This is a genomic window from Actinomycetospora sp. C-140, from assembly GCF_054796175.1.
The window spans coordinates 23,343-46,416 of record NZ_JBTWNF010000013.1 but is presented as its reverse complement, the minus strand read 5'-3'; the positions used below and the strand labels follow the sequence as shown (position 1 = coordinate 46,416).

At 74.2% G+C, this 23,074-nt stretch carries 23 protein-coding genes and 3 pseudogenes; 13 read left to right on the top strand and 13 right to left on the bottom strand.

Annotation, left to right across the window (positions count from 1 at the left end):
• Positions 1-50: 50 nt before the first annotated feature.
• The 9 genes from ACR9E3_RS20985 to ACR9E3_RS20945 form a co-directional block, all read right to left on the bottom strand.
• On the bottom strand, positions 51-1,316 hold the full coding sequence (locus tag ACR9E3_RS20985) for a sulfate adenylyltransferase subunit 1 (protein ID WP_460382473.1): 1,266 nt from the start codon (positions 1,314-1,316) through the stop codon (positions 51-53).
• Complete coding sequence (gene cysD, locus ACR9E3_RS20980; protein ID WP_460382472.1) at positions 1,316-2,233, bottom strand: sulfate adenylyltransferase subunit CysD; 918 nt, start codon at positions 2,231-2,233, stop codon at positions 1,316-1,318. Before cysD ends, ACR9E3_RS20985 begins: the two co-directional genes overlap by 1 nt.
• A complete protein-coding gene (locus ACR9E3_RS20975) occupies positions 2,230-2,958 on the bottom strand; it encodes a phosphoadenylyl-sulfate reductase (RefSeq protein ID WP_460382471.1) in 729 nt (242 codons plus the stop codon). The genes cysD and ACR9E3_RS20975 overlap by 4 nt, the downstream gene beginning before the upstream one ends.
• The gene (locus tag ACR9E3_RS20970) at positions 2,955-3,101 is read right to left on the bottom strand and encodes an Insertion element protein (protein ID WP_460382470.1); all 147 of its coding nucleotides are present in this window, start codon (positions 3,099-3,101) and stop codon (positions 2,955-2,957) included. The genes ACR9E3_RS20975 and ACR9E3_RS20970 overlap by 4 nt, the downstream gene beginning before the upstream one ends.
• Complete coding sequence (locus tag ACR9E3_RS20965; RefSeq protein ID WP_460382468.1) at positions 3,098-4,870, bottom strand: nitrite/sulfite reductase; 1,773 nt, start codon at positions 4,868-4,870, stop codon at positions 3,098-3,100. The genes ACR9E3_RS20970 and ACR9E3_RS20965 overlap by 4 nt, the downstream gene beginning before the upstream one ends.
• A 109-nt stretch (positions 4,871-4,979) precedes the next feature.
• Positions 4,980-5,063 carry a putative leader peptide gene (locus tag ACR9E3_RS20960; protein WP_352232012.1) on the bottom strand — a complete coding sequence of 28 codons (84 nt, stop codon included), beginning with the start codon at positions 5,061-5,063 and terminating at the stop codon, positions 4,980-4,982.
• A gap of 49 nt (positions 5,064-5,112) precedes the next feature.
• Positions 5,113-6,264 carry an LLM class flavin-dependent oxidoreductase gene (locus tag ACR9E3_RS20955; RefSeq protein ID WP_460382467.1) on the bottom strand — a complete coding sequence of 384 codons (1,152 nt, stop codon included), beginning with the start codon at positions 6,262-6,264 and terminating at the stop codon, positions 5,113-5,115.
• A gap of 8 nt (positions 6,265-6,272) precedes the next feature.
• Complete coding sequence (locus ACR9E3_RS20950) at positions 6,273-7,580, bottom strand: MFS transporter (protein ID WP_460382465.1); 1,308 nt, start codon at positions 7,578-7,580, stop codon at positions 6,273-6,275.
• A gap of 33 nt (positions 7,581-7,613) precedes the next feature.
• On the bottom strand, positions 7,614-7,697 hold the full coding sequence (locus ACR9E3_RS20945) for a putative leader peptide (RefSeq protein WP_460382611.1): 84 nt from the start codon (positions 7,695-7,697) through the stop codon (positions 7,614-7,616).
• A gap of 91 nt (positions 7,698-7,788) precedes the next feature.
• On the opposite strand from ACR9E3_RS20945, the gene hemW reads away from it, so the two are divergent.
• Positions 7,789-9,024, top strand: a complete 1,236-nt coding sequence (hemW, locus tag ACR9E3_RS20940) for a radical SAM family heme chaperone HemW (protein ID WP_460382463.1) — start codon at positions 7,789-7,791, stop codon at positions 9,022-9,024.
• 279 nt (positions 9,025-9,303) lie between these two features.
• On the opposite strand, the gene ACR9E3_RS20935 is transcribed toward hemW, so the two are convergent.
• The 3 genes from ACR9E3_RS20935 to ACR9E3_RS20925 all read right to left on the bottom strand — a co-directional run bounded on the left by ACR9E3_RS20935 (position 9,304) and on the right by ACR9E3_RS20925 (position 10,950).
• Positions 9,304-9,630: a hypothetical protein gene (locus tag ACR9E3_RS20935; RefSeq protein ID WP_460382462.1), complete on the bottom strand. Its 327-nt coding sequence runs from the start codon at positions 9,628-9,630 to the stop codon at positions 9,304-9,306.
• On the bottom strand, positions 9,627-10,391 hold the full coding sequence (locus tag ACR9E3_RS20930; RefSeq protein ID WP_460382460.1) for a hypothetical protein: 765 nt from the start codon (positions 10,389-10,391) through the stop codon (positions 9,627-9,629). The genes ACR9E3_RS20935 and ACR9E3_RS20930 overlap by 4 nt, the downstream gene beginning before the upstream one ends.
• 223 nt (positions 10,392-10,614) lie before the next feature.
• Complete coding sequence (locus ACR9E3_RS20925; RefSeq protein ID WP_460382459.1) at positions 10,615-10,950, bottom strand: type VII secretion target; 336 nt, start codon at positions 10,948-10,950, stop codon at positions 10,615-10,617.
• 249 nt (positions 10,951-11,199) lie between these two features.
• Between ACR9E3_RS20925 and hrcA the strand changes: the two genes are divergently transcribed.
• The 11 genes and pseudogenes from hrcA (at position 11,200) to era (ending at position 21,656) form a co-directional block, all read left to right on the top strand.
• A complete protein-coding gene (hrcA, locus tag ACR9E3_RS20920; RefSeq protein ID WP_285654086.1) occupies positions 11,200-12,219 on the top strand; it encodes a heat-inducible transcriptional repressor HrcA in 1,020 nt (339 codons plus the stop codon).
• 57 nt (positions 12,220-12,276) lie between these two features.
• Positions 12,277-13,434 carry a molecular chaperone DnaJ gene (dnaJ, locus tag ACR9E3_RS20915; RefSeq protein WP_460382457.1) on the top strand — a complete coding sequence of 386 codons (1,158 nt, stop codon included), beginning with the start codon at positions 12,277-12,279 and terminating at the stop codon, positions 13,432-13,434.
• A 107-nt stretch (positions 13,435-13,541) separates the two neighbouring features.
• Positions 13,542-14,240 (top strand): 16S rRNA (uracil(1498)-N(3))-methyltransferase, encoded by a 699-nt coding sequence (locus tag ACR9E3_RS20910; protein WP_460382456.1) that lies wholly within the window; start codon positions 13,542-13,544, stop codon positions 14,238-14,240.
• Entirely contained in the window at positions 14,231-15,163 is a 933-nt protein-coding gene (locus ACR9E3_RS20905) for an alpha/beta hydrolase family protein (protein ID WP_460382454.1), read from the top strand. Before ACR9E3_RS20910 ends, ACR9E3_RS20905 begins: the two co-directional genes overlap by 10 nt.
• A gap of 34 nt (positions 15,164-15,197) precedes the next feature.
• A pseudogene (locus tag ACR9E3_RS20900) lies at positions 15,198-15,938 on the top strand (PhoH family protein); the annotation flags it as partial.
• A pseudogene (locus ACR9E3_RS20895) lies at positions 15,927-16,754 on the top strand (LAGLIDADG family homing endonuclease); the annotation flags it as partial. The pseudogenes ACR9E3_RS20900 and ACR9E3_RS20895, both read left to right, overlap by 12 nt.
• A gap of 261 nt (positions 16,755-17,015) precedes the next feature.
• A pseudogene (locus tag ACR9E3_RS20890) lies at positions 17,016-17,384 on the top strand (PhoH family protein); the annotation flags it as partial.
• Positions 17,385-17,446: 62 nt separating this feature from the next.
• On the top strand, positions 17,447-18,031 hold the full coding sequence (gene ybeY / locus ACR9E3_RS20885) for an rRNA maturation RNase YbeY (protein ID WP_460382453.1): 585 nt from the start codon (positions 17,447-17,449) through the stop codon (positions 18,029-18,031).
• Positions 18,028-19,500: a hemolysin family protein gene (locus ACR9E3_RS20880; RefSeq protein WP_460382451.1), complete on the top strand. Its 1,473-nt coding sequence runs from the start codon at positions 18,028-18,030 to the stop codon at positions 19,498-19,500. Before ybeY ends, ACR9E3_RS20880 begins: the two co-directional genes overlap by 4 nt.
• On the top strand, positions 19,493-20,773 hold the full coding sequence (gene lhgO / locus ACR9E3_RS20875; RefSeq protein WP_460382450.1) for an L-2-hydroxyglutarate oxidase: 1,281 nt from the start codon (positions 19,493-19,495) through the stop codon (positions 20,771-20,773). Before ACR9E3_RS20880 ends, lhgO begins: the two co-directional genes overlap by 8 nt.
• Positions 20,760-21,656: a GTPase Era gene (gene era, locus ACR9E3_RS20870; RefSeq protein ID WP_460382449.1), complete on the top strand. Its 897-nt coding sequence runs from the start codon at positions 20,760-20,762 to the stop codon at positions 21,654-21,656. The genes lhgO and era overlap by 14 nt, the downstream gene beginning before the upstream one ends.
• 64 nt (positions 21,657-21,720) lie before the next feature.
• Here era and ACR9E3_RS20865 read toward each other — a convergent pair whose 3' ends face one another.
• Entirely contained in the window at positions 21,721-22,086 is a 366-nt protein-coding gene (locus tag ACR9E3_RS20865; protein WP_460382448.1) for a nuclear transport factor 2 family protein, read from the bottom strand.
• Between the two features lie 70 nt (positions 22,087-22,156).
• Here ACR9E3_RS20865 and recO point away from each other — a divergent pair, with 70 nt between their 5' ends.
• Positions 22,157-23,032 (top strand): DNA repair protein RecO, encoded by an 876-nt coding sequence (recO, locus tag ACR9E3_RS20860; protein WP_460382610.1) that lies wholly within the window; start codon positions 22,157-22,159, stop codon positions 23,030-23,032.
• Positions 23,033-23,074: the final 42 nt, after the last annotated feature.

The window sequence follows — 23,074 nt, the reverse complement described above, 5'->3', positions numbered from 1 at the left end:
CTCGTGAGCACTTCGGAGTGCTCCGGCACTCCGAAGTGCTCACGTGCACGTCAGTGCACCTGCGCCACGAGCGGGCGCCCGACCAGGCCCGCGCCGAGGGTGTCGCCCGCCTGCGTGTCGATCAGCAGGAACGACCCGGTGGCGGCGATCTCGTCGTAGGGGTCGAGCGGCAGCGGCTCGGAGACCGTCAGCGACACCTGGCCCATGTCGTTGATGGCGAGCTCGCCGGGGTCCTCGTCGACGGTGAGCGTGTCCGTGTCGAGCTTGTGGGTCACCGCGCCGACGATCGCCTGCACCGTGCGCGTGCCGTGCTTGAGCAGCAGGCGGGCGCCGGGGCGCAGCGGCTTCTCGTGCAGCCAGGCGAGCGTCGCGTCGAACTCGGTGACGGGCTCGGGCGCGCCCGGCGCGGCGAGCAGCGCGCCCCGGGCGATGCCCAGGTCGTCGGCCAGGCGCAGCACGACGCTCTGCCCGTCGTGCGCGGCGTCGAGCGCGCCGTCGAAGGTGTCGATGCCCTCGACGCGGGTGCGCTGGCCGTCGGGCAGGACCTCGACCTCGTCGCCGACGCGCACCGTGCCCGCGGCGACGAGCCCGGCGTAGCCGCGGTAGTCGGGGTGGTCGTCGGTGCGCGGGCGCACGACGTACTGCACGGGGAAACGGAACGGCGCGGTGTGGTCGGCGCCCTCGACCGGTACTGCCTCGAGGTGCTCGAGCAGCGTCGGGCCCTCGTACCAGGGGGTGTTCTCGGAGCTCAGGACGACGTTGTCGCCCTTCTTCGCCGACAGCGGGATCGCGACGACGTCGTCCTCGGCGTACCCGAGGGCCTCGGTGAGCCCGACGAACTCCTTGGCGATCCGCCAGTACGTGTTCTCGTCGAAGTCGACGAGATCCATCTTGTTCACAGCGAGCACGAGGCGCGGGACGCGCAGCAGGCCCATCACGGCGACGTGGCGGCGGGTCTGCTCGACGATGCCGTTGCGGGCGTCGACGAGCAGGACGCCCAGCGACGCCGTCGAGGCGCCGGTGACCGTGTTCCGGGTGTACTGCACGTGGCCCGGGGTGTCGGCGAGGACGAACGACCGGGTGGGCGTCGCGAAGTAGCGGTAGGCGACGTCGATCGTGATGCCCTGCTCGCGCTCGGAGCGCAGGCCGTCGACGAGCAGCGAGAGGTCGGGGTCACCGCCACCCTGGGTGGCGCGCTCGACGGCCTCCATCTGGTCGGCGAGCACCGACTTCGTGTCGTAGAGCAGGCGCCCGACCAGCGTGGACTTGCCGTCGTCGACGCTTCCCGCGGTCGCGAGCTTGAGCAGGTCCGGCATCAGAAGTAGCCCTCTCGCTTGCGGTCCTCCATGGCGGCCTCCGAGAGGCGGTCGTCGGCCCGCGTGGCGCCGCGCTCGGTCAGGCGGCTCTCGCGCACCTCGTCGAGCACCTCGTCGAGCGTCGTCGCGGTGGACGCGACGGCGCCGGTGCAGGAGCCGTCGCCGACCGTGCGGTAGCGCACGGACAGCGTCCGGACCTCCTCGCCGTCGCGCGGCCCGCCCCACGGCCCGCTGGTGAGCCACATGCCGTCGCGGGCGAACACCTCGCGCTCGTGCGCGTAGTAGATCGACGGGAGCTCGACGCCCTCGCGGGCGATGTAGCGCCAGACGTCGAGCTCGGTCCAGTTCGACAGCGGGAACACGCGCACGTGCTCGCCGGGCTTGTGGCGCCCGTTGTAGAGGTTCCACAGCTCGGGGCGCTGGCGCGACGGCTCCCACTGCCCAAAGGCGGTGCGCAGGCTGAACACGCGCTCCTTGGCCCGGGCCCGCTCCTCGTCGCGCCGTCCGCCGCCGAACACGGCGTCGTGGCGGTGCTCGGCGATGGCGTCGAGCAGCGGCGTGGTCTGCAGCGGGTTGCGGGTGCCGTCGGGGCGCTCGGCGAGCCGCCCGTCGTCGATGTAGTCCTGCACCCGCGCGACCTCGAGGTCGAGCCCGTAGCGCGCGACGACGGTGTCCCGGAAGTCGATGACCTCGTCGAAGTTGTGCCCGGTGTCGACGTGCAGCACCGGGAACGGGATCGGCGCCGGCCAGAACGCCTTCTTCGCCAGGTGCACCAGCAGCATCGAGTCCTTGCCGCCCGAGAAGAGGATCACCGGGCGGTCGAACTCGCCGGCGACCTCGCGCATGACGTGGATCGCCTCGGACTCCAGCGCGTCGAGCTGGTCGGTACCCGTCGTCGGGATGGCGGCGGCGGTCATCCGTGCAGCCCGCACTCGGTCTTCGTGAACCCGGCCCAGCGTCCGCTGCGCGGGTCGGCGCCCGGCGCGGGCTTCGCGGTGCACGGCGCGCAGCCGATCGACGGGTAGCCCTCGCCGACCAGCGGGTTGACCAGGATCGCGTGGTCGCGGATGTAGGCGTCCATCTGCTCGTCGGTCCAGTGCGCGATGGGGTTGATCTTCACGAGACCGTGGCGCTCGTCCCAGGTGACCAGGGGCGTCGTCGCCCGGGTCGGGGCCTCGACGCGGCGCACGCCCGTGACCCACGCGTCGTAGTTCGCCAGCGTCTTCTTCAGCGGCTCGACCTTGCGCATCCCGCAGCACGCGCCGGGGTCGCTCGCGAAGAGGTCCTTGCCGTACGCCGCGTCCTGCTCGGGAACGGTCAGCTCGGGCTCGGCCTGCACGATCCGCACGCCGTAGACCTGGGCGACGGCGTCGCGCGTGCCGAGGGTCTCGGCGAAGTGGTAGCCGGTCTCGAGGAACAGCACGTCGACGCCGGGACGGGCGGCCGCGCCGAGCTCGACGAGCACGGCGTCCTGCATGTTCGACGCGACGATGAGGTCCGCGCCGTAGGTCTCGGCGGCCCACGTGAGGATCTCGCGCGTCAGCTCCTCGTGACCGATCTCGCCCTCGCGGGCGGCGAAGCGCTCGCCCGCGGCGAGGGCCTCCGTGCGCAGGTCGTCCTGGGCGCCGGTCGTGGTGGTCATGCTGGTCCTCTCACCGGCGACTGCGCCGGGGTGACGACGAAGGTGCTGCGGCAGTCGGCGCACTCCCAGGCGCCCTCGGGCTCCTCCCGCGGGCGCAGGTCCTGCTCTCCGCAGTACGGGCAGTACTGCAGGGCCAACCTCATGAGAGCTGCGCCTCTTCCGCACGGAGGACCCACTGGGCGAAGCGCTCGCCCGGCTGGTGCTCCTCGGCGTAGTGCCGCACGACCCGCTCGACGTAGTCGCCGAGCTCGGCGGAGAGCACCTTGTGGCCGCGCAGCTTGCGCCCGAAGCCGGCGTCGAGGCCGAGCCCGCCGCCGAGGTGCACCTGGAAGCCCGCCGCCGGGTTGCCCTCGGCGTCGTTGACGATCTGGCCCTTGAGCCCGATGTCGGCGACCTGGACCCGGGCGCAGGAGTTCGGGCAGCCGTTGAGGTGGATCGACACCGGGTGCTCGAGGGTGTCCTGGACGTCCGCGAGCCGGCGGTCGAGCTCCTCGACGAGCTCGCCGGCGCGGTTCTTGGTGTCGACGAAGGCGAGCTTGCAGAACTCGAGGCCGGTGCACGCCATGGTCGCGCGCCGCCACGGCGTGGGGCGGGCGGGCAGGCCGAGGTGGTCGAGGGTGGTGGTGAGCGCGTCGAGCTTGTCGCTCGGCACGTCCAGCACGAGGATCTTCTGGTACGGGGTGAGCCGCACGCGCCCGGAGCCGGCCTCCTCCGCGGCCTTGGCGACGCCGACGAGCGTCGAGCCGCTGGTGCGCCCCGCCGGCGGGGCGACGCCGACGTAGTGGTTGCCGTCGACCTGGTCGTGGACGCCGATGTGGTCGATGGTGCCGGCGATCTCCTCGGGCGCGGGACCGTCGATCAGCCTGCGGTGCAGGTACTCGTCCTCCATCACCTGCCGGAACTTCTCGGGGCCCCAGTCGGCGATGAGGAACTTGAGGCGCGCCCGGGTGCGCAGCCGCCGGTAGCCGTAGTCGCGGAAGACGGAGGTGACGGCGTGCCACACGTCGGCGACCTCGTCGAGCGGCACCCAGGCGCCCAGGCGCACCGCGAGCTTCGGATTGGTCGACAGCCCGCCGCCGACGTGGAGGTCGAAGCCCGGGCCGTGCTCGGGGTGGACGACGCCGACGAAGCTGACGTCGTTGACCTCGTGCGCGACGTCCTGCTGCCCGGAGATCGCGGTCTTGAACTTGCGGGGCAGGTTCGCGAGCGAGCGGTCACCGATGAAGCGCTCGACGATCTCGTCGACCGCGGGGGAGCCGTCGATGACCTCGTCCTTGCTGATGCCGGCGACCGGCGAGCCGAGCACGACGCGCGGGCAGTCGCCGCAGGCCTCGGTGGTGTAGAGGTCCACGGCCTCGAGGCGACGCCAGATCTCGGGGACGTCCTCGACGCGGATCCAGTGCAGCTGGATGTTCTCGCGGTCGGTGACGTCGGCGGTGTCGCGGGCGAAGGTCTGCGAGATCTCGCCGATGACGCGCAGCTGCTCGGTGGTCAGCCCGCCGCCGTCGACCCGGATGCGCATCATGAAGTGCCGCGCGTCGAGCTCCTCCTCCTCGACGTGCCCGGTGTCGGTGCCGGGGAAGCCCTCGGCCCGCTGGGTGTAGAGCCCCATCCACCGGAAGCGCCCGCGCAGGTCGGCCGGGTCGATCGAGTCGAAGCCGCCGTGGGCATAGATGTTCTCGATGCGGGCCCGCACGTTGAGCGGGTGGTCGTCCTTCTTGGACTGCTCGTTCTTGTTCAGCGGCTCGCGGTAGCCCAGCGCCCACTGGCCCTCGGCCTTGCCCTTACGAGCTCGCGGGGGCTTCGCCGTCGGCGGCGCGTCCTCGGTCGCTCCGGTGTGCCGCAGCGGGGTGGTCTCCGCGTACGACTCCTCGGAGGTCGCGGCGTTCTCGGACGACGGGGCGTCGGCCATGGTTCGGGTGTCCTCCGGGGTGGTGCACGGCCGCGCGCGAGCACACGTCGAGGCGGACCTCGAGGTGGACGCGCGACAGCCGCTGGGGCGTGGTGGCGGGGGCTCGCGCTCAGCAGGCGCGGCAGAGGGCGCTGGCGAGGCGCACGAGGTCGACGTGACGTCGACTCACGAGGAGGTCGCCCGGCGCGCACATGACCACGAGCCTGCCACGAGCAGGGGGTCGGTTTCCACGTGACGTTCAGCTACTGGGCGAACGGCACCGCGGCCGGTGCGGCGTCGACGGTGCCGGCCGGGTGCGACCACAGCCCGCGTCGGCCCAGCTCGGGCAGGACGCCCTCGCCCACCCAGTACGCCTCCTCGAGGTGCGGGTGACCGGACAGGACGAACTCGGTGATCCCGAGGTCGTGGTACTCCGCGATCCGGTCGGCGACCTCGGTGTGGCTGCCGACGAGCGCCGTGCCTGCGCCGCCGCGCACCAGGCCCACGCCCGCCCAGAGGTTGGGGGCGACCTCGAGGTCGGCGGCGGTCTTCGCGCCCCCGGAGTGCAGGGCGCGCATCCGCCGCTGGCCCTCCGACTCGCTGCGCGACAGGCCCGCCTGCACCTTCTCGATCATCTCGTCCGGGATGCCGCGGAGGTACTGCTCGGCCTGCGCCCACGCGGCGTCGGACGTGTCACGGGCGATCACGTGCAGCCGGATCCCGAACCGGACCTCGCGCCCCTGCGCGGCGGCCAGGCCTCGGATCCACTCGACCTTCTCGCGCACCTGCTCGGGCGGCTCGCCCCAGGTCAGGTAGACGTCGACGTGCTGCGCGGCGACCTCGCCGGCCTTCGGCGACGACCCGCCGAAGTACACCGGCGGCACCGGGTCGGGCACGCGGGTCAGGGCGGCCTCGTCGACGTGGACCTGCTCGCCGTGCAGGGTCACCGTCTCGCCGGCCCAGAGCCGGCGCACCACCTCGAGGAACTCGCCGGTGCGGACATAGCGGTCGTCCTTGCCCAGGTAGTCGCCGTAGGCGCGCTGCTCGGCGGGCTCGCCGCCGGTGACGACGTTGAGCAGCAGGCGCCCCTGGGAGTGCCGCTGGAACGTGGCGGCCTGCTGCGCGGCGAGGGTGGGGGAGAGGACCCCGGGCCGGAAGGCGACGAGGAACTTCAGCCGCTCGGACTCGGCGACGAGCATGGCCGTGGTGAGCCAGGCGTCCTCGCACCAGGCGCCCGTGGGTGTCAGCGCGCCCTCGAACCCGACGGTCTCGGCGGCGCGGGCGATCTGGGCGAGGTAGCCGATCTCCGCGGGACGGACGGCGTCGGCGGCCGTCGTGGCCACGCCGTGCCCGCCGCCGACGAGGCCGCGCGAGTCCCCGTAGGTGGGCAGGAACCAGTGGGCGGTGATGCTCATGGGATCTCCTACAGCGTCTCGAGGGGCTTCGCGCGCAGGGCGGCGACCGTGCTGACGGCGCCCGCGAGCGCGAGGTAGCCCGCGGCGAGCCAGGGTGTGCCGCCACCGGCGGCGAGCAGCGAGGTGAGGATCAGCGGCGTCAGCCCGGAGGCGTAGATGCCGCCGCCCTGGAAGGCCAGGGACATGCCGGTGTAGCGGGTGCGGGTGGGGAAGACCTCGGCGAACAACGTCGACTCCGCGCCGCTGGACAACCCGTAGGACAGCCCGAGCATGACGAGCAGCACCGCGGTCACGGCGACGATCGACCCCGTCCCGAGCAGGGCGAACGCCGGGAAGACCCCGATCACGAGGAGGACGCACCCGAGCGCGAACACCTTGCCGCGCCCGATCCGGTCGCCCCACGCCCCGGCGAGCGGGACCACGATCGCGCTGAGGATCGCGGCCGCGGTGACCGCGACCAGCACCTCGGTGCGCGGCATCTTCAGCGTCGCCACCGTGTAGGTCAGGACGAAGACGCCCCACGTGTTGAAGGACGCGCCCTCGGCCCATCGCGCGAGCAGCGTCCAGCCGAGGTTGCGCCGCGACGGCGGGTCGCGCAGGACGTCGACGGCCGGCACGCGTGAGACCTCGGCGGCGGCCTGCATGCGGCGGAACGCCGGTGTCTCCATCACGGCGAGCCGCACGACGAGCCCGACCCCCACGAGCAGGAGGCTCGCGATGAACGCGATCCGCCAGCCGTAGGTGAGGAACGCCGCGTCGTCCATGACGAGCCCGAGCAGCGCGAACACCCCGGTGCCGAGCGCGAGACCCAGACCCAGGCCGATCTGCGGCGTCGCGCCGTAGAGCCCGCGCCGTCCGTTCGGTGCGTACTCGACGGCCATGAGCACAGCGCCGCCCCACTCGCCGCCGATCGCGATGCCTTGGACCACCCGGAGGACGACCAGCAGGATCGGCGCCGCGACGCCGATGGCGGCGTAGGTCGGGAGGAACCCGATCGCCGCCGTCGCGAGGCCGGTCAGCGCCATCGTCACGATCAGCGTCTCGCGCCGCCCGAACCGGTCGCCGATGTGCCCGAAGATCAGCCCGCCGATGGGCCGGGCGACGAAACCGACCGCGAACGTCGCGAACGAGAGCAGCGTCGCGACCGTCGGGTCGCCGTTGCCGTAGAACAGCTGCGGGAAGACGATCCCCGCCGCCGTCGCGAACAGGAAGAAGTCGTACCACTCGATCGTCGTGCCGATGAGGCTCGCGACGAGCACCGTGCGGGGGCTGGTGGTGGTGGTGTCCTGGGCGGCGGCAGGGGCCGTCGTGGTCATGGGTGTCCTCTGTGCGGTGGGCGCGGGGTGGGGTCAGCGCGCCGGACACAGAGCGCTCGCCAGCCGCACGAGATCCACGTGGCGACGGGCCACGAGGAGCAGGCGGTTCGCGGGCACGGTCCGACCGTGCCATCCGGGGCACGGCGCCTCCACCGGGAGACCGTCTCCGGTGACCTTCGCCGCAGTCCGGGGCGGGCACACTGGAGCGGTGCCCTCCGTCCCCCCGTCCGGCGAGCCGGCGCCGGCCGACGGCGCCCTGCCGCCCGCGTCGCTCGACGGGCTCGGCACACGCCCCTTCGGGGTCTACGTGCACGTGCCGTTCTGCGCGACGCGCTGCGGCTACTGCGACTTCAACACCTACACGGCCACCGATCTGGGGCTGACGTCCTCCGACGATCCCGCCTCGCCGGCCTCGTGGCTCGAGGGGCTGCGCCGGGAGCTCGATCTCGCCGCCTCCGTGCTCGGCGGGCCGCCGCCCGCCGACACCGTCTTCCTCGGCGGCGGGACGCCGTCCCTGCTCGGCGCCGAGGGCCTCGTGTCGGTGCTCGACGCCGTCCGCGGCACGTTCGGGCTGCGTGACGGTGCCGAGGTCACCACCGAGGCCAACCCCGAGTCGACGACGCCGGAGCTGCTCGCGGCGATCGCCGAGGCCGGCTACACCCGCCTGTCGCTGGGCATGCAGTCCGACGTCGACCACGTCCTCGCCGTCCTCGACCGCCGGCACACGCCGGGGGCGGCGGTCTCGGTGGCGGGGGCCGCGCTGTCCGCCGGGATCGAGCACGTCAACCTCGACCTCATCTACGGCACGCCCACCGAGACCGAGGACGACCTGCGTCGCTCACTGGACGCCGTCCTCGCGTCGGGTGCCGACCACGTCTCGGCGTACTCGTTGATCGTCGAGGAGGGGACCGCGCTGGCGCGGCGGGTGGCCCGGGGCGAGCTGCCGATGCCCGACGACGACGTCCTCGCCGACCGCTACGAGATCGTCGACGACGTCCTGTCCGCCGCCGGTCTCGGCTGGTACGAGGTGTCGAACTGGGCCCGCTCGGGCGAGGCCCGCTGCCGCCACAACCTTCTCTACTGGGGCGGCGGCGACTGGTGGGGCGCCGGTCCGGGCGCGCACTCGCACGTCGGCGGCACCCGCTGGTGGAACGTGCGCCACCCCGCCCGCTACTCGGCGGCCCTGGCCGACGGGCGCTCGCCCGCGGAGGCCCGCGAGCTCGTCAGCCCGGACGAGGCGCACCTCGAGCAGGTGCTCCTGGAACTGCGCACGGTCGACGGGCTGCCGGTCTCCGCCCTGGCGCCGACCGGGCGGGACGCGGGCGACGAGGCCGCCCGCGACGGGCTGCTGGACCCCGCCCACTGGGCGGGCGGGCGCGCGGTGCTCACCCGCCGTGGCCGCCTGCTCGCGGACGGTGTGGCTCTGGCGCTCGCGGAGCGTTGAGGGAGGGGGCGTGCCGGGGTGCTCTCCAATTCGATCTCCCGGGAGTGTCACCAGGTACGTCGTGATCGCCGCCGCCGTTGATCAGGAGCGCGTCGTGCACCCGGGCGCGCGGGCGCCGGTGGATGACGCGCCCGTGATCTCCCCGGCGACCCCGTAGGCGGCCCTTGAGCCGGCGAAGGGCACGTTCGGCAGGTCGGCAATGCGTTCGATCATGCGCGGCGTGCCGCTCGCGCCCGGTGCGAGCGATACCAGCCAGTAACCCGGCGCCCGATGTCGCGGTCACGGTCGTCCGGCGCGATCGGGGCCGCGCAGATCGGGGACCGGTGGCCAGGCGTCCGTCCCCCGGACCGGATGGGTGATCTCGTAGACGACGAGGAAGCGAGTGATCGCCGCCTCCACTCGGACGCCGTGCGGTGTGGGGTCCCAGTCGGGGCCGGTGATCTCGCCGGACAGCTCGTCGGCCATGACGTCGTCGACCTGCTCGCGCAGGGCCATGGACGGCGTGTCCGTGCTCTGCAGGGCGTGGAGGAGGTCGGGCGCCCGGTGGCCGAGCACGGTGCGGAGGGTCTCGCTGGTCTCGTCGTCCAGCCGATCCAGCGTGCTCATCGGTTCCTCCAGCCGTTCGATGTCCTGGCCCAGGTCGTGACGACCTCTCCGCGCTCGTTGAGGGAGACGACAGCATCTCGTCCCTCGTAGCGGTAGGTGTCGTTGTCCTGCGGCACCGGCGTCGTCAGGGGATGTGCGACGGCATCGGCGATCGCCTCGTCCGAGACGCCGGTCCCCCCGTCGCGTCCCTCCGCGCGCCGCCGCCCGTGCTCCGTCATCCCGTGGACCTCGGTGGGCGCGTCGAACGGGAGCCCGTCGACGTCGGCGTCGACCCGGAACGGCGCGACGCGGTCGTCGCCGAGGGCGTGCTGGGTGAGGTCGATCGTCCCCGCGCCGGCGAGCCCGACGCCGGCCGTGACCGCCGCGAGCGAGGCGCCGGTGAGCGGGACCCCGACGGGGGAGCCGACGCCGGTCGCCGTCGCCGCCGTCCCGCCGAGGACTCCGGCGGCGCCGAGAGCAGCGAGAGCGCCGCCGCCGAGTACGGCGAGGCCCGACAGGGGGTGCTGGAGGGCGGCGTTGCCCAGCGACGCGGCGAGGTTGCCTCCCTCGCCGAGGACGGAGCCGAGCCCCCCGGACTGCGGTGTGTGGCCGGCGCCAGGACACCGGCGGCCTCCCGGAGGGCCCGGGCCGCCGCCTCGTTCGCGGCGAGGGCCCGGCCCGCCGCCGACGTCATCAGCGCCAGGGCGTCGGGAGAACCGGTGTCCGCCTCGGCGAGCGCGACGGCGCGCTGGGCGGTCCGCAGCTCCTCGGCGCAGGCCCACAGGGGGTCGACGACGCCGGCGAGGGCGTCGGCTGCCCGCCGCACCGTGTCGGCATCGCCCTCGACGCGAGCCAGTGCTGCCGGGGCGGCGAGTCCGGCCCAGTCGGCGGTGATCGCGCGGCTGTGCGCCGTCATCGCCGCGTGGACCTCGCCCAGCGCTCGTGACGCCCCGGCGAGCTCGTCCGCGGCCGCGAGCAGGGCGTCGGGGTCCCCGGCGAGCGGCATCAGCGCGGGGGCGCCACGCCGGGGAGCGAGATCGGCGGACCGCCGTCGAGCCCCGCGGCCGTCTGCTCGTCCGTGGCCCGGTACCGCGTGCTCGCGGCGTCGAGGGCGTCGGCGGCGCCGGTGATGCTGCTCGTGACGGCCCGGAGCAGTGTGTCCACGGCGCCGGCGAGCGTCGTCGCGGCGTCCTCCAGCGGGCCGTCGCCGGCGGCCCCCGCCGCGGCGGTCGCGCCCGCTGCAGACCGGGCGAGGGCGGCGCGGCAGCGGCCCGCGTCGTCGCGCAGCAGTCCCGCGCCGCGCCGCAGGTCCTCGGGACGCACCTCGAGCCCGTCCGACATGTCCGGGATGCTCACACGCCGAGGTCGGCGCCGGGGGCCGTTCCGCCGAACTGGCCGCGACCGTCCGGACCCCGCGCGCCGGTCGCCGACGAGCTCCCTGTCGACGACCGGGGGTTGAGTGCCCCCGACGCCAGATTGCTGACACGGGCCCGGACACGGGGGACCGCCACCGACGGACGGGACGATCCGACTCGCCTACGATGGAGGGTCGGGACCGGACGGACGCGAGGGACCGGGGAGGTGGGCGCGGTGAACGCCGAGGAGCGCCGCGTCGCCGTCCTGCGCGCGATCGTCGCGGACTTCGTGGCCACCAACGAGCCGGTGGGTTCCAAGGCCATCGTGGAGCGTCACAACCTGGGCGTGTCCAGTGCGACCGTGCGCAACGACATGGCGACGCTGGAGGAGGAGGGCTACATCGCGCAGCCCCACACCAGCGCCGGGCGCATCCCCACCGACAAGGGCTACCGCCTCTTCGTCGACCGGCTGCACCAGGTCAAGCCGCTCTCGCCCGCCGAGCGCCGCGGCATCACCACGTTCCTCGAGGGCGCGGTCGACCTCGACGACGTCCTCAAGCGCAGCGTACGGCTGCTCGCCCAGCTCACGCGGCAGGTCGCCGTCGTCCAGTACCCGACGCTGACGCGCTCGACGGTGCGCCACCTCGAGGTGGTGCGGCTGACGCCGGCGCGGCTGATGCTCGTGCTGATCACCGACACCGGGCGGGTCGACCAGCGCGTGGTCGACCTCGGCGACGTCCTCGACGAGGAGGACGTCGCGCGCTTGCGCGCGCTGCTCAACAACGCCCTGGTCGGGCAGCCGCTGGCGACGGCGTCCGCGCGGATGTCCGAGCTGCCCGAGAACGCCCCCGACGGGCTGCGCTCGCCGCTGCTGTCCGTCGCCGCGGTGCTGCTCGAGGCGCTGCTCGAACGCCCCGAGGAGCGGCTCGTGCTCGGCGGCACGGCCAACCTGACCCGGGCGGGCACGGACGCGACGGCGCTGCGGGGCATGCTGGAGGCGCTCGAGGAGCAGGTGGTGGTGCTGCGGCTGCTGACCTCGGCGAGCGACGCCCCCACCGTCACCGTGCGCATCGGCGAGGAGAACGAGTCCGAGGACCTGTGGAGCGCCTCCACGGTGTCGATCGGGTACGGAGCGGGGACTACGGCCCTGGGCGGCATGGGCGTCGTGGGGCCGACCCGCATGGACTACCCCAGCGCGATCGCGGCGGTGCGTGCGGTGGCGCGCTACGTCGGTGAGATCGTCGGGGGACGCTGAGCGCCCGCCGCGAGGCACGGCGCCGGCACGGATGAGACAGGACGGACGAGGACCAGCGTGGCGAAGGACTACTACGGAATCCTGGGCGTGTCCCGGGACGCGGACGAGGGCGAGATCAAGCGGGCCTACCGCAAGCTCGCCCGCGAGCTGCACCCCGACGTCAATCCCGACGACGAGACGCAGGCGCGCTTCCAGGACGTCAAGAACGCCTACGAGGTCCTGACCGACCCGCAGAAGCGGCGCATCGTCGACCTCGGGGGCGATCCGCTGGACTCCGGCCGCGGCGGCGGCGCGGGGGCCGGCGGGTTCTCCGCCGCGGGCTTCGGCGGCCTCGGCGACATCATGGACGCGTTCTTCGGCGCCGCCGGCGGCACCGGCGGGCGGGGGCCGCGCAGCCGGGTCCAGCCCGGCGAGGACGCGCTGATCCGCATCGACCTCACGCTCGAGGAGTGCGCGACCGGCGTCGCCCGCGACCTCACCGTCGACACCGCGGTGCTCTGCGAGAAGTGCCACGGCGGCGGCGCCGAGCCCGGCACCCGCACCGAGACGTGCGACACCTGCGACGGCCGCGGCGAGATCCAGAACGTGCAGCGCTCGTTCATCGGCCAGGTCGTCACCGCGCGGCCGTGCCCGGTCTGCCGCGGCACCGGCGAGATCATCCCCAGCCCCTGCGCGCAGTGCGGCGGCGACGGCCGCGTGCGCTCGCGGCGCACGGTCACCGTGCAGGTCCCGGCGGGTGTCGGCGACGGCATGCGGATCCGGATGGCCAACCAGGGCGAGGTCGGCCCCGGCGGCGGCCCGGCCGGCGACCTCTACATCGAGGTCTCCGAGGAGCGCCACGAGTACTTCACGCGCGACGGCGTCGACCTGCACTCCCACCTCAGCCTGCCGATGACCGCGGCGGCGCTGGGCGCCACGCTCCCGCAGCGCACCCTCGAGGGCGAGGAGGAGCTGACGATCGAGCCCGGGACGCAGCCCAACACCACGCTGACGCTGCGCGGGCGCGGCATGCCGCGGCTGCGCTCCACCGGGCGCACCGACGGGCGGGGCGACCTGCTCGTGCACCTCGACGTGCAGGTCCCCGACCGTCTCGACACCCGCCAGACCGAGCTGCTCAAGGAGCTGGCCGAGCTGCGCGGCGAGGAGCGCCCGGAGCTGCTGGCCCACCGCAACGGGCTGTTCGGGCGCCGGCGCTCGGGCGGCCGCACGCGGTGAGCCGTCGCGGGCGAGCGGGGGGATTTCCTGACGTTCAACGCCAGCCTGGACGCCAGGCTGACAACCCCGCCGACTGGACCCGGCCCGCGCTGTTCTGGGTCGACGAGGTGCCCGAGGCCGGCGAGGTCGTCCTCGACGGGGCCGAGGGTCGCCACGCCGCCGACGTGCGCCGGGTCCGGCGGGGCGAGGTCGTGCTGATCGGCGACGGGATCGGGACGCGGGCGCGCGTCGAGGTCGTCGAGGTCGCCAAGAGCACGGTGACGACGACGGTGCTCGAGCGCCGCGTCGATCCGGGTCCCGCGCTGCGCGTGACCCTCGCCCAGGCGCTGGCGAAGGGGGACCGCGGCGAGCTCGCCGTCGAGCTGGCGACCGAGGCCGGCGTGGACGCGGTGGTGCCCTGGCGCGCGGCGCGCAGCGTCGCCCGCTGGGACGACGGCACGCGCGGGGAGAAGGCGCTCGCGCGCTGGCGGTCGACCGCCCGCGAGGCGGCCAAGCAGGCGCGGCGCGCCCACGTGCCCGACGTCGCCCCGCCGCTGACCACCCCCGACCTCGCGGCACGCGACGCCGACGCCGTCCTGCTGCTCGAGGCGACCGCGAAGGAGTCGTTCGCGACCGTCCCGCTGCCCGGTCAGGGCGAGCTGGTGCTGGTCGTCGGCCCGGAGGGCGGCGTCACCGACGAGGAACGGGCGGTGCTCGCCGAGGCCGGCGCCTTCGAGGTGCGCCTCGGGCCCGACGTGCTGCGGACCTCGACCGCGGGCGCGGTCGCGCTCGGTGCGCTGGGGGCGCGCACCGGCCGGTGGGGGTGACCCCGGACGTGCGCCTGCCCCGGCGGCGCCTGCTCGGCGGCCTCGCCGGGATGACCGCGCTCGCGGGGCTGGCGGGGATCGGGGCCTGCGGGCGCGCCCCCGCCTCGGATCCCGGCATCGCGGTGCCGCCGACCCGCCCCGGCACGCCCGGGACTCAGCGGCTGTCCTACGGCCCCGACCCGGCGCAGTACGGGGTGCTGCACCTGCCGCCGGGCGACACCGGTGACCTGCCCGTGGTGGTGGTCGTCCACGGCGGCTACTGGCAGGCGGCCTACGGGCTCGAGCTCGGCACGCCCCTCGCGGTCGACCTCACCAACCACGGAATCGCGGCCTGGAACGTCGAGTACCGCCGCGTCGGCGCCGGCGGCGGTTGGCCGTCGACGTTCACCGACGTCGCCACGGCGGTCGACGTGCTGCCCGGCGCGGTCCAGAAGGCCGCCGCGGGGCGCCTCGACCTCGACCGCGTCGTGCTCCTCGGGCACTCCGCCGGCGGCCAGCTCGCCGTCTGGGCCGCGAGCCGCGAGCGCCTCGACGCCGGCGCGCCCGGCGCCGACCCGCAGGTGCGCCCCGTGGGCACGGTCAGCCAGGCCGGGGTGCTCGACCTCGTCGCCGGAGCCACCCAGGGTCTCGGCGGCGGCGCGGTCGCCCAGCTCCTCGGGGGGACACCGGACCAGGTCGCCGACCGCTACGCCCTCGCCTCGCCCACCGCCCTCGTCCCCGCCGCGGCGCCGGTGGTGTGCGTGCACGGCGACGTCGACGTCACCGTCCCGCTCGACCAGTCCCAGCGCTACGTGACCGCGGCGACCGCCGCGCGCGGCGACGCCCGGCTGCGCGTGCTGCCGGGCGCGGACCACTTCGCCGTGATCGACCCGGACCACGCGGCGTGGGCGGCCGTGCGCGCGGAGGTCGAGGGGTTGCTGTGAACGGCGCCGCGAACCCGGCACGCCGGGCGCTACGATGGAGGGCAGGCCAGATCGTCGGCGAGGAAGCAGGACAGTTCAGCACGTGACCGGTGACGGAACCTCCCGGATCGTGGTGCCCGAGGCGGCGCTCCTCGCGCTCCTGGGCAAGCGCGACGAGAACCTGCGCGAGGCCGAGAGCCTGCTGGCCGCCGACGTCCACGTCCGCGGCAACGAGCTCACCCTCTCCGGCGACCCGGCGGACGTCGCCTTCGCCGAGCGGGTGTTCGCCGAGCTGGTGGTGCTCGCCAGCCGCGGCCAGCAGATCGACCCCGACGCCGTGCGCCGCTCGGTGCGCATGCTGCAGGAGGACACCGACGACGCGGCGGACGGCGGCTCCCCGTCGCCGGCCGAGGTCCTCAGCCTCGACATCGTGTCCCGCCGCGGGCGCACCGTCCGGCCCAAGACGCTCAACCAGAAGCGCTACGTCGACGCGATCGACGTCAACACGATCGTCTTCGGCATCGGCCCGGCGGGCACCGGCAAGACCTACCTGGCGATGGCCAAGGCCGTGCAGGCGCTGCAGGCCAAGCAGGTCAACCGGATCATCCTGACGCGGCCTGCCGTCGAGGCGGGGGAGCGGCTCGGCTTCCTGCCCGGGACGCTGTCGGAGAAGATCGACCCGTACCTGCGGCCGCTCTACGACGCGCTGCACGACATGCTGGACACCGACGCGGTACCGAAGCTCATGGCAGCCGGCACGATCGAGATCGCGCCGCTGGCGTACATGAGAGGCCGCGCGCAGCCGGTGGACTCGCCGGTCCTCACTCCCGACGGGTTCCGTGCGATCGGGGAGCTCCGGATCGGCGACCTCGTGACCGGACGGGACGGCACCCCGACGCCGGTGACGGGCGTCCACCCCCAGGGCCGCAAGCAGGTCTACCGCGTGTGGACGCAGGACGGCGTCTCGACGCGGGCCTGTGGGGAGCACCTGTGGTTCGTCACGACGCCCGACGACCGCCGCCACGGCAAGGCCGGTCGCGTGCTCCAGACCCAGGAGATGATGGGCAATCTCCGCTGGTCGCACGCCCACCGCTACGAGCTCCCCCTGGTGTCGCCCGTCGCGATCCCCGACCAGCCGGTCCCGATGGATCCGTATGCCCTCGGCCTGCTCCTCGGCGACGGCTGCATCACCGACCGGACGACGCCGAGCTTCTGCACGAAGGATCCCGAACTGGCGGAGGCGCTCGACGCCGCGCTCCCCGACGTCGACGTGACCCACAAGTCCGGTCTGGACTACGTCCTCGAGCGCGCGGGCGGTGGCGGCCGTGGCAGCGTCATCACCGCCAACCCCGTCTCCGCGGTCCTGCGCGAGCTCGGGCTGGCCGGGACGAACTCCTCGACCAAGTTCGTGCCGGATTCCTACGTGCGCAACGGCGTGGACGTGCGACTGGCCGTGCTGCAGGGCCTGTTCGACACCGACGGCGGTCCGGTGCGCCAGGGCGGCCGGACCTGTCGCGTCCAGTACACGACGTGCTCGCCGCGCCTGCGGGACGACGTCACCCACCTGGTCCGGTCCCTCGGCGGGGTCGTCTACGAGCGCACCCGCTACGCCGCGGGCCGCACTCCGGGGAGGGCGGCGGGACGGCCGGTGCACTACCGCTCCGACGCGTACGTCCTCGACGTGCGGCTCCCGACCGAGATCGCGCCGTTCCGCTTGACCCGCAAGCGCGAGGCCTACGAGGCCACCGGCGGTGGCCGGCCGCATCGCTACATCGACAGCATCCTGCCGGACGGTCAGGCCGAGTGCGTCTGCATCTCGGTCGCCGCCGAGGACTCGCTCTACGTCACCGACGACTTCATCGTCACGCACAACACCCTGAACGACGCCTTCATCATCCTCGACGAGGCCCAGAACACCACGCCGGAACAGATGAAGATGTTCCTCACGAGGCTGGGCTTCAACTCGAAGATGGTCGTCACCGGCGACGTCACCCAGGTCGACCTGCCGGGCGGGTCGGCCTCCGGGCTGCGGGTGGTCCGGGACATCCTCGATGGGGTGGAGGACGTGGAGTTCTCCGAGCTGACCTCGCACGACGTCGTGCGTCATCGGTTGGTCGCGGACATCGTCGACGCCTACAGCCGATACGACGAATCCCAGCAGCGTCGCCCCCAGGCCGTGTCCAACGCGCCGCGCACCGGGCCGCCGGTGGGCCCGCGCAACCGCGAGCGCCGGGGACGATGACGCCTCCCACGAAGCGGAGCGGAGCTGGGCAGACACAGCGCCCCGACACCGACGGGACCGACATGAGCATCGAGATCGCCAACGAGTCCGGCGTCGACGTGGCCGAGGGCCCGATCGTCGAGGTGGCCCGGTACGCCCTCGACCGCATGGGCGTCAGCCCGCTCGCCGAGCTCTCGATCATGCTCATCGAGCTGGAGCCGATGGCCGAGCTGCACGAGCGCTGGCTCGACGAGCCCGGGCCCACCGACGTCATGTCGTTCCCGATGGACGAGTACGACTCCGCGCGGCGTCCCGACGCCCCGTCGTCCGGGCCGGCGCTGCTCGGCGACATCGTGCTCTGCCCGGCCTTCGCCGCCGACCAGGCCGCGGCCGCGGGCCACGGCCTCGAGGACGAGCTGCACCTGCTGACCGTGCACGGCGTGCTGCACCTGCTCGGCTACGACCACGCCGAGGCCGACGAGGAGCGCCAGATGTTCGCCCTGCAGGCCGAGCTGCTCGCCGACTGGCGCACCGCCCGGGCCGAGGCCGAGCGCGCCGCCCGCGAGCAGGAGGCCGCCGCCGCCCGCACGGCGCGGGCAAGGGCGAAGGACGACCGCCTCCTCGGCACCGTCGGGCTCGGCGACGACCCGGGGAGTGCCTCGCAGTGACGTCGGGGCTGGTCGGCCAGCTCGTCGCCGCGATCCTGCTGGTGCCGCTCGCGGGGGTGTTCGCCGCCGCCGACGCGGCCCTCTCGACGGTCTCGCGGGCCCGGGTGGACGGGCTGGTGCGCGAGGGCGCCACCGGCGCGAAGGCGCTGGCCGCGATCGTCGCCGACCGGCCGCGTCACCTGAACCTGCTCATGCTGCTGCGGCTGACCTGTGAGGCGGCCGCCGCGGTGCTCGGCGCGTTCGTCGCGCTGCAGCTCATCGGCCCCGACTGGCTCGCCCTGCTCGTCGCGGGCGCGATCGTCGTGCTCGTCTCCTATGTGCTCATCGGGGTCGGTCCGCGCACGCTGGGCCGCCAGCACCCCTACGGCATGGCGCTCGCCGTCGCGGGGCCCGTCCGGCTGCTCGCGCGCCTGCTCGGGCCGCTGGCGACGTTGCTGATCGTCGTCGGCAACGCGATCACGCCCGGCGTCGGGTTCCGCGAGGGCCCGTTCTCCTCGGAGGTCGAGCTGCGCGAGCTGGTCGACATGGCCGAGCGCGGCGGGCTCGTCGACGACGACGAGCGGGCGATGATCCAGTCGGTGTTCGACCTCGGCGACACCCGCGTGCTCGAGGTGATGGTGCCGCGCACCGAGATGGTGTGGATCGAGCGGGACAAGACCGTGCGCCAGGCGCTGGCCCTCGCCCTGCGCAGCGGCTACTCGCGCATCCCGGTCATCGGCGAGAACGTCGACGACACCGTCGGCGTCGTCTACCTCAAGGACCTCGTGCGGCGGACCGTCGACGGCGACGCGCCCGCCGACCGGGCCGGCGCGGTCGCCGAGGTCATGCGTCCGGCGAGCTACGTGCCGGACTCCAAGCGCGCCGATGCCCTGCTGCGCGACATGCAGCGCGACCGCAACCACATGGCGCTCGTGGTCGACGAGTACGGCGGCACCGCGGGGCTGGTGACGATCGAGGACCTGCTCGAGGAGATCGTCGGCGAGATCACCGACGAGTACGACGCCGCCGAGCACCGTCCGCTCGACCACCTCGACGAGCACAGCTGGCGGGTCGCCGCGCGGCTGCCGGTCGAGGACCTCGAGCAGGCCGCGGACGTCGAGTTCGACGTGGAGGACGTCGACACGGTCGGCGGGCTGCTCGCCCAGCGCCTCGGCCGCGTGCCGCTGCCCGGTGCCGAGGCCGAGATCGCCGGCCTGCGCCTGCGCGCCGAGGGCGGCGAGGACGCCCGCGGCCGGATGCGCATCCGCAGCGTGCTGGTGTGGCGCCCCGTCGACGAGGAGGCCGATCACCACCCCGCGGACCGGGCCGACGAGCCGACCCGCGACGATGCCCGGCAGACCGTGCCCGCCGGGAACCCTCGGGCCACCGGGAACGGCGAGCACACCGACGACCCGCGGCGTCGCGACGGCGACCTGGCCCAGACCGGGGCCCCGACCGGCGCCCGCGACGGAGAGGACGACCGTGGCTGACGCCGCCACCCCGCCCGCCGGAACCGTGGCCCCCAGCCCGCGCCACGACGTCGTCGTCGTGGGCGGCGGCATCGTCGGCTTCGCGGTGCTGCACGAGCTGCTCGCCGCCGGGCACACGTCCGTCGCGCTGGTGGAGCGCGAGCGCACCGCGGGCACGCACCAGACCGGCCGCAACTCCAACGTCATCCACTCCGGGCTCTACTACGCGCCCGGCTCGCTGAAGGCGCGCCTGGCCGTCGCCGGGTGCGCGGAGACCAAGGAGTTCTGCGCCGAGCACGACCTGCCCTGGCAGGAGTGCGGCAAGGTCGTCGTCGCGACCGACGAGGCCGAGCTGCCGCGCATGGCCGAGCTGGTGCGCCGGGGCCGCGCGAACGGCGTCGAGGTCCACGAGCTCGACGAGGCCGGTGTCCGCGACCGCGAGCCGGCGGTCGCGGCGCTCGCCGGGCTCTGGGTGCCGTCGACGGGCATCTGCGACTACGGCGCGATCACCCGCAGGCTCGCCGACCTCGCCGCCGCGCGGGGCGCCGTGCTGCACACCGGGCGCGCGGTCCGTTCGGTGACCCGCCGGCGCCGCGACGTCGTCGTCCACACCGACCGCGGCGACCTGCTCGCGGGCCAGGTGGTGGTGTGCGCCGGGCTGCGCTCCGACGAGATCGCCCGGGCCTCGGGCTTCGACCCCGGCGTGCGGATCGTGCCGTTCCGCGGCGAGTACTCCGACCTGGTCGGCCCGATCGGCGACCAGGTGCGCGGGCTGGTCTACCCCGTGCCCGACCCGGCGTTCCCGTTCCTCGGCGTGCACGCGACCCGCGGTGTCGACGGCTCGGTGCACGTCGGCCCGAACGCCGTGCTGGCGCTGGCCCGCGAGGGCTACGACTGGCGCACGCTGCGGGTGCGCGAGCTCGCCGGGACGCTCGCCGACCCCGGCTTCCTCAAGCTCGCCGGCCAGCAGTGGCGCTACGGGCTCGGCGAGATGTACCGCTCGCTGTCGCGGTCGGCGATGGCCGCCGCCGTGGCCCGGATGCTGCCCGGCGTGACCGCGGACGACCTCGCCCGGCCGCACGACGTCGCGCGCCGGGCCGGCGTGCGCGCGCAGGCGATCCGCCCCGACGGGTCGCTCGTCGACGACTTCCTGTTCGTGCAGGACGGGGACGCCGCCGACGGCCCGAGCGTGCTGCACGTGCTCAACGCGCCCTCGCCGGCGGCCACCGCGGCCCTGCCGATCGGCCGCGAGATCGTGGCGCGGCTCGAGGGGAAGCACGTTGACGCCGCCTGAGCACGAGTTCCGGTCGGGGTTCGCGTGCTTCGTGGGCCGTCCGAACGTCGGCAAGTCGACGCTGACGAACGCGCTGGTCGGGCAGAAGGTCGCGATCACGTCGTCGCGCCCGCAGACGACCCGGCACGCGATCCGCGGGATCGTGCACCGCGACGACGGCCAGCTCGTCCTCGTCGACACCCCCGGGCTGCACCGCCCGCGGACGCTGCTGGGGGAGCGGCTCAACGACGTCGTGCGCACGACCTGGGCCGAGGTCGACGTCATCGGCTTCTGCGTGCCGGTCGACCAGGAGATCGGGCCGGGCGACCGGTTCATCGCCTCGGAGCTGGAGAAGATCGCCGGCAAGACCCCGCTGATCGGGATCCTCACCAAGACCGATCTCGTGCGGCCCGAGGTGATCGCCGAGCGCCTGCTCGCGCTGCAGGAGCTGGCCGATTTCGCGGAGATCGTCCCGGTGTCCGCGGAGTCCGGGCACCAGGTGTCGTTGCTGGCGGACCTGTTGCTGGCACGGATGCCGCCGGGTCCGCCGCTCTACCCCGAGGGTGACCTCTCCGACGAGCCCGAGGAACGGCTGATCGCGGAGTTCGTCCGCGAGGCGGCGCTCGAGGGCGTCCGCGACGAGCTCCCGCACTCGCTGGCCGTGGTCGTCGAGGAGATGACGCCGGGCAAGGTGCTCACCGTGCGCGCCGAGATCTTCGTCGAGCGCACGTCGCAGAAGGCGATCGTGATCGGCCGCGGCGGCTCGCGGCTCAAGGACGTCGGCACCCGCGCCCGGACACAGATCGAGAACCTGCTGGGCGAGAAGGTGCACCTCGACCTGTTCGTCAAGGTCGCCAAGGACTGGCAGCGCGACCCGCGCCAGCTCCGCCGCCTGGGGTTCTAGAGCTCGCGAGGTCTTGTCAGCCTGGCGTCCACGCTGGCGTTCAACGTCAGAAAAGGCACCACGATCATGTGAGCAGCGCGAACAGGGGCGCCAGCTGACCGGTGTCGACGTACTCCTCGATCCGGGTGCACCGCCCGTCCGCGATGTGCAGCACCGCGGCCGCCGGTGCGCGCAGCGTCGACCCGTCCGGCAGCGTGCCCGTGACGACGTACTGGGCGTACCCGTCGCCGGTGCGTACGTCGGTCATGGTGAAGTCCGGGACCACGGCCCGGATGGCCTTCAGCGTCGCGAAGGTGTCCGGCACCGTCGGGGCCTCGACCTCGTCGAACGAGTGCCACGTGATCGCGCCGGGGGCGAACAGGCCCTCCGGCGGCTCGGACGAGGGGTGGGCCAGGGCTTCGGCGACCCGGCGCTCGATCGTTCCGCTCATGACGCCGATCGTCCCCGACCGGCGGCCACTGCTCCATCCCGCGGAGCCCTCGGGGTGGGACGATGAGCCCGTGGGCTTCTATCGCGACACCGGGGTGGTGCTGCGGCTGCAGAAGCTCGGTGAGGCCGACCGGATCGTCACCTTCCTGACCCACCGGCACGGCAAGGTGCGCGCGGTCGCCAAGGGCGTGCGCCGCACGAGCTCGAAGTTCGGCGCCCGGCTGGAGCCGTTCGGCCACGTGGACCTGCAGCTGCACACGGGCCGCACCCTCGACATCGTCACCCAGGTGCAGACGCTCGACGCGTTCGGCGGCGGGCTGACCGTCGACTACCCGCGCTACACCGCGGGCTGCGCGCTGCTCGAGACCGCCGACCGGCTCACCTCGGAGGAGGGCGAGCCGGCCCGCGACCTGTTCCTGCTGCTCGTCGGCGCCCTGCGCGGGCTCGCCGGCGGCACCCGCGACCCGTACCTCGTCCTCGACGCCTTCCTGCTGCGCGCCATGGTCATCGCGGGCTGGGCCCCGGCGATCACCGAGTGCGCCCGCTGCGGGCGCGAGGGCGCGCCGTACCACCGGCGGTTCTCGGTGCCCGCCGGCGGCGCGGTGTGCGAGGGCTGCCGGCCGTCGGGCGCCGTCGTCCCCTCCGAGCCGACGTGGCGCCTGCTCGAGGCCCTGCGCGACGGCGACTGGACCACCGCCGAGGACACCGACGCCGCCGCGCGCCGCGACGCGGCGGGCCTCGTGGCCGCCCACCTGCAGTGGCACCTGGAGCGGACCCTGCGCTCGCTACCGCTCGTCGATCGACGGGGGGCCGTCCCGCGCGTGGACCTCGGCGGGGGGATCCCGGTCGGGGATGGCGACGAGGACGATCCGGACGCGGACCACGCCCGTCCGGACGTCGCATCGGGTGGAGAGCCCCTCCGCCCGGAACCAGGAGTCGCCCTGTGAGCCCCCGCGCGCGCCGCGTCCGCGGACGCACCGACGACCGCC